The following is an 11,329-nucleotide window of genomic DNA, read 5'->3' as shown; positions in this document are numbered from 1 at the left end:
AATTATCAATTATCAATTAATTTAACTTCCTAGCTTAAATGCTTCGAGAAATAAGCCGTAAACTAGTCCCAATTTGAGACTATTTAACAGTGCAATCCAGAGCGGACGTTTACCTAAGATCGCATTAGGCTCTTCAATTTGTCGCCGACCGAAACTAGTTCCGTATGTCAGCCAAGAAATTGACTCGACAATTGTTAATGTTACTAAACTGACGAGCGCATCGAGATCGGTTCTTTGTCCAGTGGTGGTGGCGATCGCAGATGCTAGAAAGTTACCGAATAGTAAACTAATAATAATTAGCGATAATCGTCGCCAGGGATTTTCAGACCACTGAACAAATTGCTTTCCTAGTCGATCGAATAATGTATTTAGACGAGTATTTTGCATAATTATCTGCGGATGCGATTAGTTTCTTGCCAAATATTACCGACACCTTTAATAATTCCGCGTCCGATTAAACCGATACCGCGTCCGATAATTTCAGTAAGCAAATAAACAATTCCACTCCCGACAAATGTGGTTAATGATACCAAGCGGGGTGAGAGGGCATCGCGCACTTCTAGGGTTAAAGTTACGACGAGCGGAATTCCGGCTAGTCGTTCTAATTCTACCGGACGCGGGGCATAAATAGGGATCTGTTTGATGCCATAGTCGGTAAAGATAAATATCCGATATTGACTTTCAAAAATTGCTTGCGGTTCGCTAATATAGCGATCGATTCGATATCGCCAGGAAAGATCGTTACGGAACCGTTCGATTTCGCGACTAGAAAGCAATCGGCGATCGTAAAATCCAGATTTCATCGATTCTAAATTACCAAACCGATTAAGTAAAGGTTGCATGACGGCATTTGCCATCTGGATGACTAGATTTTCTAAAAGGATACAGGCGCGTTCGGTGGCGGCGGTGCTACCGACTGAATAAGTGAGACGATCGATCGTGAGTGGTGTTTTGAATAGTAAGTAGTTGAATAAGTCGATCGATTGCGGAATTTTGGCAAGAATTTCGGTGTTGACAATTGCGGCATCTTGAAGTAAGACTGGGATAATTTCAATCTGGCGATCGGCGATCGATAGGGTATGATATCTACCAAAAAAGTCAGTAGTTACTGATGCCCATAGATCTGGTAAGATCTGAGGATGTTTGGCTGCTAATTGCTCGATCGTCATTTGAGAAAAGCGCAATTCATCGAGCAAGCCTTCAAATTGACGGAGAATTAAATAAAAGAGTTCTTGTTTCTTATCCCGACGCAGAATATCGATTTCTAGGGCGGTAGGGGTGAGATTTTCTAGTCCTGATTGGAGTTTGGCGGCGATGCGATTGAATAACGATCGAGTTGTGAGATTATCGCGCTCGGATTCTATGAGTGCGGCGGGCAGTTTTGGCTGACTGGGTAAATTAGCGGGTGCGAATTGGGCAATCGAGATCGAGGGATTTGGAGGGGCTGGAAATAAGCGGTTGACGATCCAACGAGCGGTATTGAGTTCGCGTTTGCGTCCAGTTAAGATTAAGCGATCGAGTTTGGATAGATTCTCTGTGAGATCGGTATTTAGGGTACTTAAAGTCCGATCGATTTGCTGAAGACTAGATTGCCGCATTCGATCGAAGAGTGCGTTCGATCGTGGTTTAGAATCGATGCTAACTTGTTGTAAAATTGCTGGTGACCAACTAGTTTGTCCGCTGGCAACTTGACGGATATAGTTGACTAAATCGATAATCGAACTCCCTCGCAGACAGCACCCCTCAATGCCGATTTGAAATGCGGCGGTTAATTCCGCAGTTCCAGACGCAGCTAGTAGCAAAATTGGTAAGTCGGGATAGTTATTTTTGACTTGCTGACAAAATGCGAAACTCATCGGCAGATCGACGACTGGAAATCCCAATAAAATTAGATCGATTTCAACTCCCTGGGTTAAAACTTGCCAAGCACCAGCGAGATCTTCAGCTTCAGCCACCACTTGAAGATCCTCAAATCGATTCAGACAAGTAATCAGCCCCGATCGAATAATCGGATCGGCTTCGATCGTCAAAATGCGAATCGATCGATCTCTGCTCGGAAGTTCTGCCATTGACACACGAATAATTGCGGGGCTAAAGATCTCGCCTGGAGGGATAATTCCGAATTTATCCTTGTATTTTACCGTCAACGAGCTTCAATTTGGCGATCGGGATGTGTAAGAATCAGTAGCTGTAACTTGTTGCTAGGGAAACTGCAAAACTCGATGACAGCACTAGAATCCCATCCTCCATTGCGGACTCCATTAGCCGATCGGGCGATCGCGCTCAACGCTAGAATGACGACTTTTTCGGGGTGGGAGATGCCCGTCCAATTTAGTGGCATTAGTCCCGAACACGAAGCGATTCGGCAACGCGCGGGAATGTTCGATATTTCCCACATGGGTAAGTTTAGCCTGCATGGCGACACAGCAATCGAGCAATTGCAAAAACTGGTACCATCCGATTTAAGCCGCCTGCAACCCGGACAAGCCCAGTATACAGTCTTATTAAATCCCCAAGCGGGGATCATCGATGACATTATCGTCTATCAGGAGGGCGCGGGCAATGTCGTCTTAATTGTTAATGCAGGTACCAAAGATAAAGATAAAGACTGGTTGTTGGCGCATTTAGACCTCGATCTGGTCACACTTACCGATCTATCCGACACTCAAATCTTACTCGCCATCCAAGGGCCAGAAACACTTAAATATCTCCAACCCTTAGTCGATATCGATCTGACTCAGTTAACGAATTTCGGTCATTCCAGAGCTTTAATTTTTAAAAACCCCGCTTTTATCGCCCGGACTGGCTACACTGGCGAAGATGGATTTGAAATCATGGTCGCACCAGAAATCGGCGTGCAACTCTGGGATGCACTGATCGCGGCTGGCGTGACTCCTTGCGGTTTGGGGGCGCGAGACACCCTCCGATTGGAAGCAGCTATGTGTTTGTACGGTCAGGAGATTAACGATACGACCACGCCCCTAGAAGCAGGGTTAGGGTGGTTGGTACATCTAGACACCAAGGGCGACTTTATCGGACGCGATGTGCTGGCAAAACAGCAGGCAGAAGGAGTCAGCCGCAAATTAGTCGGGTTGAATATGCAAGGACGATATATCGCCCGTCACGATTATCCCGTAGTTATCGCCGATCGACCTGTCGGCATCGTCACCAGCGGTACCATGTCCCCCACATTAGGACTCCCGATCGCCCTAGCTTACGTCCCGATCGAATTTGCTAAACTAGGGCAAGTTGTCGAAGTCGAAATTCGAGGCAAACTCTACTCCGCTACCGTTGTTAAAAAACCCTTCTATCGCTCTCAAAATCGCATCTGATTGGGAGATGGGAGCGGGGAGCGGGGAGATGGGAGTAAGAAGTAAGAAGCGAAAAGTGCGGGAACAGGGGTTTCCCCCGTCTTGTCGTTTTCTGATTCGGGGGGAACCCTAGACATAAAAACGCCGCAAGTAGAGCACCTTTTCAAGACAGTAAGAAGTAAGAAGTAAGAAGGACACAAGCGTCTTTGATATCTTTATGCATTTTCCTCGCCCTTCGTCCCCTCGTCACCCCGTTACCCCGTCCCCCCGCTCCCCGCTCCTACTTGTCGCTCCAAACATTCCGCCAGAAGGGATTATTCCCATCCGGCTGAGATTGGACGGTGGGAAAATCGATCTTGCTATAAATATCGCGAATGCTCCAGCCAGTCAAATTGGCTAAATTACTGGCTTCCTGTTCCAGTCGAGGGCGAAGTGTCTGCTGATATTTTTTACCTGCTTCACAACTGAGATTGCCCTTAAAGGGGTGATTCATCACATATCGACCTTGAAAATTTTCCCGATTGCCAGTTTCTTGAAACAGTAAATCTTCGGGAAACTTATCGCGGGTATAACGAACGTGAAGGCGGGTAATAAACGTATTGCCTTGAGATATCGATCGACGGCGAGAATTGCTAGGTATAATCTCACCATTATCTTCCCAAAATACGCCAGCTTCTTTTAATTCAGCGGCGGTGGGAGGTGCGCTCGAACAAGGATCGCAGTTAGAGACATTCCAGGCATATTCTAAGAACGCAACTTTTTTCTGTTCGCGCTCGTAGACTTTTTGAAATGTTGCCTGATAAAACGCGCCGAATTCTGACTTGATATATTCAGGAATTTCAGTTCCTGTGGGGACTTTAACAGTCCGATAATTAGTTAGTTCTACTTGTCCTTTAGGCGAAAGCACGTAAATTACTAAATCTTGTTCGCCACGAGCGTTAATCGTACCCAGGCGAATCGGCAGCATAAATTTAGGCGATTCAAACGCAATTTGGATCGGTCGCAAAACCTGGTAGCCAGACTTGTTAAATTCTTTGACATCGATTTTAGCAACAAAGAATTTAAGATTTTGTTTAATATACGGACTCAGTAATTCACTCGCACCTTTGGGGATATTATAGCCATTTTGTTGCAGCCAAGTTTCCAATCCATCAGATTGTTTAGCACTAAGAATGACAATCTCATATTCATTTACCTTGAAATTATCTTCAACCGTCACCCCTAAATCTTGGGTAGAAATTCTTCTTCTCAATGTCCCGGAAGGAGCCGAACTGGGGACGTTATTGTAATTAATTGCCGATTCATTTAAGCGAGGAGTCTCACAAGGATCGGGATCGAAATATTCGACTAACCGGGGTTGACTGAATGCGTCTACTTTCTCGATCGTTGTCCGTTTGCCAATATGTACTTGTTCTCTTTTAATTGCTACCGGAACGGGGATTACCATTGCAAAGTCTTTAATGGCTCCTTGGAAGTCATTTGCCATCGTTAGGATGGTACGATCGCCATTACGAGCGATAACTACTTGGGACGCTTTATTAAATATTTTAGCATCAGCACCACCGACATAAAAACCGCAAAAGGCGATCGCTTTTGTTGCAAAACTCAGGACGAGAATACATGCTAAACAGAGGCTGATAATAATTCTAGGGATGTTCATTAGGGAAGTAAGAAGTAAGGATGACTGTGGATTGAAAATTTACCTTTATTCACACTTTTTAAACTCAAAAACTATGACTAGCAACTTACGTTAGGTGGTTTTAGTGCGATCGAATGAATGCCAAGTGAATTGAGGCGCAGTCCAAAACTTATCGAGTGCGATTGTAAGGGGAGAGATGGCAAATAAGGCGATAAATATTGCCTCATTAATATAAAAATAATTACGGAGAATAAATGCTAAAATGGCGATTGCGATCGACCAAATAATTCTAGTCGAGCGGGCATTAGGAATCGAGCGCGGATCGGTAATCATAAACAAGGCAAATAATAATAAAGAACCGCTCATTAATTTATGAATGCAGACATCTGGCGGCAAACCCAACCAGATATTTCTAGCAATTTCTAAGCCAGCATAACTACCTAAAAAAGCCACGCTGGTGTCCCATCTTCCCACGCGCTGAAGGACGACACCACCCATCCCGATAAATAGTAATAAATACCACCAATCACTGCCCCATTGCCCTGGAGACACCCAAGCATCGGGAGTTAATAGTAAAGCTGCAACAATTCCAAAATTAGCCGGATTAAACCAATGCTTGCGATCGACAGTAAAAATAAACTTACTCGCGATCGCCAAGCAACCTGCTAAAATCATCGTACTGACTCGATCGGCACGTAATAATAACGATAAACCCAAACTAGTAATTAAAGCACTCTTGAGCGTCAGCCAAATATTTTCGGTAGATTTAACTAAACTGCCCAGTACTAACTGAGTGAGACAACAACTGAGCATTAAACTAAAAACTAATTCCGGTCTAATCGACCAATCTCTAGTCATAATTCCCAATCCCAGAAAGCTAGCTAAAAAAACGATCTGATAATCTCGCGGATCGGCGAACATATATTTACGGATAGAATGTTGCCATTCAAGATACAAGCTCTAGCGATCGCGTTCCTGAATTTTACTAAATAACTTTACAATTCGAGCTGAAAATTTAACTACGACAACTACCCCAATCGGGAATCGGATGCCACCGTAATGACCGACTGACAAACCGAACCAGAGCCAGCCGCCAAAAATCGTTTCCTTGTGAATCGAGTTTAGATCGTGTTTTAATAAAAATAGCAACCAAGAACTAATATCCCGATCTAGATGGGGATTTATACCAAATGCCATCTGAGATAACCAAACCATTGTTATTAGATGTTCATCGCATAACTCTTCGCATCGATGGTGAAGAGTTCGAGAAACTGTGCCAGGATAATCCAGATCGATCGTTTGAATTGACAGCCACCGGAGAATTAATCGTCATGCCCCCAGTCGGTGGAGAAAGTGGAAACTCTGAATCAGAATTGGGTGCTGACCTAGTTATCTGGAATCGCCAAACTAGATTAGGTAAAACTTTTAGCTCTTCGACCATTTTTGTTTTACCAAATGGTGCTCGGCGTTCTCCTGATGCCGCTTGGGTGGAGTTATCCCGATGGGAGGCTTTAACCCCAGAGCAACGCACAAAATTTCCACCCTTGGCACCAGATTTTGTCATTGAGCTGCTGTCAGCAACCGATAGATTGCCACCATTGCGAGAAAAGATGGAGGAATACACAGCGAATGGAGTGCGGCTGGGTTTACTCATCAATCCGAAAAATAAGCAGGTAGAAATCTATCGACAGGGACAAGCACCAGAAATCGTAGAATCTCCCACTGCGATCGACTGTAGTGAAATCATGCCAGGTTTCATTCTGAGCCTGAGTGAGATCTGGTAACCATAGCATGTCAACTACCCCTCTATGGTTTGAATTTTTCGACCGCTGTTTGAAGTAATCTTTCTAATCGGATCGAAACTTGTAGTTGATACTTGACTAGCCTAATTAATATGTTAGTCTGGTAAAAGTCCGATCGCAATTGCCAGGACAAAATTTAACGTACCTTGAAAATTAAATATGAGCACGATTAAAGTCGAAGTCTGCGAAATTTTGGAACTTAAACCGCATGGAAATGCCGATGCGTTAGAACTAGCCACAGTGCAGGGCTGGCAAATGTGCGTTAAAAAAGGCGTACATCAACTGGGAGATTTAGTCGTTTATTTCGAGCAAGGAACGGTATTAACTAAAGAAGTTGCCGAGCGGCTAAATGTGGCGACATATCTATCTGAAAAAACCGATATTAATGGCGATCGAGTTTTGGTAGTATATCGGATTAAATTACGCGGCGAACCCTCGTTTGGATTAGTAGTTCAGCCCGAAGCCGCAATGCAATTAGGCGACGATGTGGCGGAATTTTATAGTGCCACTAAATACTATCCGCCAGTTAAGGCAACAGCCGGAGATAGTGCCACTGACGATCCTTATTTTCCGCGATATACCAATCTGGAAAACATGCGAAGCTACCCCTATTTGTTAACAGTGGGGGAACCAGTTGTCGCGACTGAAAAAATTCACGGTACTAATTCTAGAGTGGGTTTTGTGTGGCACGATGATGAAGAACGACCGACGATGATGGCTGGTTCGCGAGCTTTACGTCGGCAAGAACCAGAAGATGCGAGTGCAATGGTGGCAAATACTTATTGGTTTCCGCACACCTTAATTGGTGTTAAAAATTTACTAGCAGATTTACAAAGCCAAGGACACAAACAAGCAATCTTATACGGCGAAGTTTACGGACAAGGAATTCAAGCTTATACTTATGGTGAAAAAAGGCTGAATTTCCGCGCCTTCGATTTAATGTTAGATGGCAAATATGTCGATTATGCCATTTTTAAAGATTTATGCGAGCGATATCAAGTAGAGCAAGTACCATTAGTATATGAAGGTGCTTTCTCGCTAGAAGTTATTAGAGGATTTTCCGATGGCGATTCGCTCGTCGGTGGTACTCACGGTAGAGAAGGCGTAGTTGTCAAACCAACGATTGAAAGGGACGATCCCAAGTTAGGCAGGGTAATTCTCAAGTATATCGGCGATCGATACCTATTTGGCAAAGTCGCCGAACAAGATACCACCGATGTCTGAATTTACCATAGACACATCCCCGATTTCTTCAAGAAGTCGGGGATGTAAGCGTAGATAGAGATTTTAAATATTTAATCTGGCGGACATCCCAGTTCGGTTTCTAGCCACAGTTCAAAATCTGGAACCATATTTCATCTCAATGTACGCACCGATCGTTTGCTAACACGATCGTACAGAATGCACCCTCGATCGGATCGGCAAGCGTAGGGAGTTTCAATAGTACCTCTTCCAGTCGATCGATTCTATAATAAAATTCGATCTTATATTCTATCTCCATAATTTTGATGCCCTCGCTGCTTTTTAAAAACCTCTGCAAAACTCTCCTCGCTTGCTTGCTCTGTTGGCAAATCGCCACCCCACCCAGCACCGCCCTCATTCAATCTAAATATTACAGCTATCGACAGCCCAGTTTCGATGGTACTGGCAAAGTCTACATGGGCAGAGAAATCGCCCAAGTCATGGGACATCAGGGCGCAGGCTGGCTAGAGCGTCCAGATCGCGCTACAGAAGAGCAACCCCAAAACATGGTCGCCGCACTAGAACTCAAATCTACAGACGTTGTAGCCGATATTGGCGCGGGTACGGGGTATATTTCCCAGCTTCTAGCGCAACAGGTACCAGAAGGCAAAGTACTCGCCGTCGATGTGCAGCCAGAAATGATCGAACTTTTAAAACAGCGGATTAGTAAAAATAAAATTGCCAATATTCAGCCGCAATTAGGCACCGAACAAAGTCCCGAATTACCCGTCGCCAGTATCGATATGGCAATTATGGTCGATGCCTATCATGAGTTCGGTTATCCTCAAGAAATGATGACCGGAATTGTCTCAGCACTCAAACCGGGCGGGCGAATTGTCTTAACCGAATATCGCGGCGAAGATCCTAAGGTATTTATCAAGCCCCACCACAAAACCACTCAAAAACAAATTGAACGCGAAATGAAAGCGGTAGGGCTAAAGTTACTCAAGAATGAAAGCGTTCTACCCCAGCAGCATCTATTATTTTTTGGTAAGTCATAATCGATCTGGCGATCGAATTGGGTAAGTTATCTATAGGCTCGATCTGTATTAGCATTCATCCTCAAGCTATTTACAGATTCAGTCAAACCTTACCAAAAAATCGGGAGCTTGTTATGTTGCCAGTTGCTACTCGTGTAACCACGATCGATATTTACAGAGATGGCGGTTCTCTGGGCGTTAATTTTGATGGGGCAGAACAAGAGAAATGTCGATTATTCTTTCGTGTCAAACGTCAGAATGTTTTAAATGAAAAAGGTTTTATAACTGATACTATCAGGATCGGCTATCTCGAACCAGTTATCACAATTTCTGCCCCAGTCAATCTTACAAGTAAAATAATAGAAGTAACTCATACTGAGTATGAAAGTATCGAACGAACGCTTTCATGGGAAGAGGCAAGAAACCTTCTAGAAACAATGAAGGACTTAGTTGAAAACTTTGAAGTGGAAGACATGTGGCGCGATGAAGATGAAGATGAAGAGCGAAACCAGGAGCATAGAATGTCGTATTATTATCAAATGCTAGATGCTGCGAAAAACAAAGGAGCGATTGGTAATTAAATAATAAATCATGTCTAAATGGATCGATTGAGCATAGATTATAATTAACGAATGAATAGCTATTGAGGTAGATCGAGATGAATCTCTCAGTTACTTTAGACCAAATCAAAGCCATGAGCGTTGAAGACAGAATTCACCTCATCCAAGCAATCCAGGATACGATTCCCGATGTGAAGTCCGATCGCAAACTACTACAGACAGATCTCAATTCTCCCTCGGTAGCTTGGGAAAAAGCCATGGAGCAAATTGAAGCGAACCAGCCACAATCACTGGGTCGATTGCTGCAATCGTGGGAAGATGAAGGTGACTCAGAAGAACATCGAGAAACTTGGGAATTTTTGCACCAAGCTTTGGATGCAGATCGAATTAGCAATCGCCGATAGAAGGCTATCCTACCGCTCATTCAGAAGCGATTGATGGTGATGTAATTCTTGCCGCTCAAGCAATGTTAATTCAATTAGAAGGTCATAACGTCACGATCGCCACAACAAATGTTAATCATTTGAGTCGTTTCACTTCAGCAAAAGCTTGGGAAGAGATTTAGATCTGCAAATGCGTAAGTTACTATTGCAACCCGATCGAGAAAAATGGAGTCGCGGACGACATCGAACATCGATCGCCATGATGCAAGCTGTCAGATGAGACGATCGAGCGGTATTCTAGTAAAGATAGCGTCAGTATTCCCGTTGCATGTCACAATTACCAACCACCCTCGAAGACTCGATCGCACTAGCTCAAACCGCTACCCTGGCGGCGATTGCCGATGGTTGTCAGCGGATAACGATCGAGATTGCCATCCCCGAACTTAAATCGATGAATTTGGCACGACAATTTATCGAAGCATTTAGCGATCGGGGCAATACACTCAAGGTCTTATTTCCCGATACTGGCGCAGCAGCTCTAGCCAAACGCAATTGGTCGGATCTCAATTTTAAAATCGACGATTTGGGTAGCAGTCGATCGCCGATTGTCGATAAAATTCAAGCCGAAGACCAAATATTCATCGCGATCGAACCATCGGCGGTGGAAGTGGCGCAAGTGGAGCAATTATGTAATGCCGCAGGCGATCGTCCGGTGATATTATTCTTACCCAAACTCGAAGATGCCGCAATTGTGGGGATTGGATATGCCGCCAGACAACTGCGCGACAGGTTCTTAACGACTCTCACTTGCGCCTACTATATCAAGCCTCTCGAAGCCGCCGCCCTCTACCGCTGCTATCCCGCCCAATGGCAAGTTTGGGAAGAGCGATCCGACGATTATATCCTACTCGCCGAATCTCCACAAAAACCCGTCGGCGACGAGCTAGACGCGATGCTAATGCCCTCTAATCCTACGCCAGGGGATAATCCCACTCCGGCCAAATCGCCTGGTGTCTTCGCCAGTTTAGGACGGTTTCTGCGGACTTTAAGCAGATAGTTCCGATCGGAGCGGTCGATCGATAATTTTCGCCATCCGACTCTGACTGATTCGATGGCGATCGGGAATCGCCGCTCGTATCTGGAGATGTTCTAATTCTGGTGACACATCGCACCTCGCGCTCGATTTTTTAAATTAAATCAATAACTCTCTGAGAGATAATCATATACTCGCTATATGAACTATTTCGGTAGCATAGCGCAAAACCAGTGAATCCGTCAAGGTAATTGAGAATAGCGTCAAGTATTTTCGACTGATTTTTAAGCTTAATAATTCTTATTGAGACGAGCGGTAAATTTAGTCGAGCGCACGGGTAACCCAGATCGATCTATAATCGAATTGAGAAAGTTGCGAT

13 protein-coding genes are annotated in these 11,329 nt (G+C 44.4%); 7 read left to right on the top strand and 6 right to left on the bottom strand.

Going from position 1 to position 11,329, the window contains the following annotated elements; all coding sequences use genetic code 11:
• Positions 1 to 21 precede the first annotated feature (21 nt).
• Both Q0R35_RS00190 and Q0R35_RS00185 read right to left on the bottom strand, forming a co-directional pair.
• Entirely contained in the window at positions 22 to 387 is a 366-nt protein-coding gene (locus tag Q0R35_RS00190; protein WP_295613167.1) for a DUF565 domain-containing protein, read from the bottom strand.
• A 2-nt stretch (positions 388 to 389) separates the two neighbouring features.
• Complete coding sequence (locus tag Q0R35_RS00185; protein WP_295613164.1) at positions 390 to 2,069, bottom strand: DUF3685 domain-containing protein; 1,680 nt, start codon at positions 2,067 to 2,069, stop codon at positions 390 to 392.
• A gap of 153 nt (positions 2,070 to 2,222) precedes the next feature.
• Here Q0R35_RS00185 and gcvT point away from each other — a divergent pair, with 153 nt between their 5' ends.
• The gene (gene gcvT / locus Q0R35_RS00180; protein ID WP_295613161.1) at positions 2,223 to 3,332 is read left to right on the top strand and encodes a glycine cleavage system aminomethyltransferase GcvT; all 1,110 of its coding nucleotides are present in this window, start codon (positions 2,223 to 2,225) and stop codon (positions 3,330 to 3,332) included.
• A gap of 259 nt (positions 3,333 to 3,591) precedes the next feature.
• Here the strand turns inward: gcvT and Q0R35_RS00175 are convergent, their stop codons facing one another.
• From Q0R35_RS00175 to Q0R35_RS00165, 3 genes are all read right to left on the bottom strand, one after another.
• Positions 3,592 to 4,971, bottom strand: coding sequence for a DUF2330 domain-containing protein (locus Q0R35_RS00175; protein WP_295613158.1), 1,380 nt, complete (start codon positions 4,969 to 4,971; stop codon positions 3,592 to 3,594).
• 90 nt (positions 4,972 to 5,061) lie between these two features.
• Positions 5,062 to 5,871: an RnfABCDGE type electron transport complex subunit D gene (locus tag Q0R35_RS00170; protein WP_295613155.1), complete on the bottom strand. Its 810-nt coding sequence runs from the start codon at positions 5,869 to 5,871 to the stop codon at positions 5,062 to 5,064.
• A 39-nt stretch (positions 5,872 to 5,910) separates the two neighbouring features.
• Positions 5,911 to 6,147: a hypothetical protein gene (locus Q0R35_RS00165; protein ID WP_295613152.1), complete on the bottom strand. Its 237-nt coding sequence runs from the start codon at positions 6,145 to 6,147 to the stop codon at positions 5,911 to 5,913.
• On the opposite strand from Q0R35_RS00165, the gene Q0R35_RS00160 reads away from it, so the two are divergent.
• Together Q0R35_RS00160 and Q0R35_RS00155 are read left to right on the top strand one after the other, a co-directional pair.
• Positions 6,141 to 6,734, top strand: coding sequence for a Uma2 family endonuclease (locus Q0R35_RS00160; RefSeq protein ID WP_295613149.1), 594 nt, complete (start codon positions 6,141 to 6,143; stop codon positions 6,732 to 6,734). The genes Q0R35_RS00165 and Q0R35_RS00160 overlap by 7 nt on opposite strands.
• A gap of 177 nt (positions 6,735 to 6,911) precedes the next feature.
• Positions 6,912 to 7,976 carry an RNA ligase (ATP) gene (locus Q0R35_RS00155; protein ID WP_295613146.1) on the top strand — a complete coding sequence of 355 codons (1,065 nt, stop codon included), beginning with the start codon at positions 6,912 to 6,914 and terminating at the stop codon, positions 7,974 to 7,976.
• Positions 7,977 to 8,112: 136 nt separating this feature from the next.
• On the opposite strand, the gene Q0R35_RS00150 is transcribed toward Q0R35_RS00155, so the two are convergent.
• Positions 8,113 to 8,253, bottom strand: coding sequence for a hypothetical protein (locus Q0R35_RS00150; protein ID WP_295613143.1), 141 nt, complete (start codon positions 8,251 to 8,253; stop codon positions 8,113 to 8,115).
• A 7-nt stretch (positions 8,254 to 8,260) separates the two neighbouring features.
• Between Q0R35_RS00150 and Q0R35_RS00145 the strand changes: the two genes are divergently transcribed.
• From Q0R35_RS00145 to Q0R35_RS00130, 4 genes are all read left to right on the top strand, one after another.
• Positions 8,261 to 8,995 (top strand): class I SAM-dependent methyltransferase, encoded by a 735-nt coding sequence (locus Q0R35_RS00145; RefSeq protein ID WP_295613140.1) that lies wholly within the window; start codon positions 8,261 to 8,263, stop codon positions 8,993 to 8,995.
• A gap of 113 nt (positions 8,996 to 9,108) precedes the next feature.
• On the top strand, positions 9,109 to 9,555 hold the full coding sequence (locus tag Q0R35_RS00140; RefSeq protein ID WP_295613137.1) for a hypothetical protein: 447 nt from the start codon (positions 9,109 to 9,111) through the stop codon (positions 9,553 to 9,555).
• Between the two features lie 77 nt (positions 9,556 to 9,632).
• Positions 9,633 to 9,938, top strand: coding sequence for a hypothetical protein (locus Q0R35_RS00135; RefSeq protein WP_295613134.1), 306 nt, complete (start codon positions 9,633 to 9,635; stop codon positions 9,936 to 9,938).
• 307 nt (positions 9,939 to 10,245) lie between these two features.
• Positions 10,246 to 10,974 (top strand): DUF1995 family protein, encoded by a 729-nt coding sequence (locus Q0R35_RS00130; RefSeq protein ID WP_295613132.1) that lies wholly within the window; start codon positions 10,246 to 10,248, stop codon positions 10,972 to 10,974.
• The last annotated feature ends 355 nt before the right edge of the window (positions 10,975 to 11,329 follow it).

It is taken from the genome of Chamaesiphon sp. GL140_3_metabinner_50, from assembly GCF_025361915.1.
In the GTDB taxonomy this organism is placed as follows: Bacteria; Cyanobacteriota; Cyanobacteriia; order Cyanobacteriales; family Chamaesiphonaceae; genus Chamaesiphon.
The sequence above is the reverse complement of the archived record's forward strand: the minus strand, read 5'-3'. Positions and strand labels throughout refer to the sequence as shown.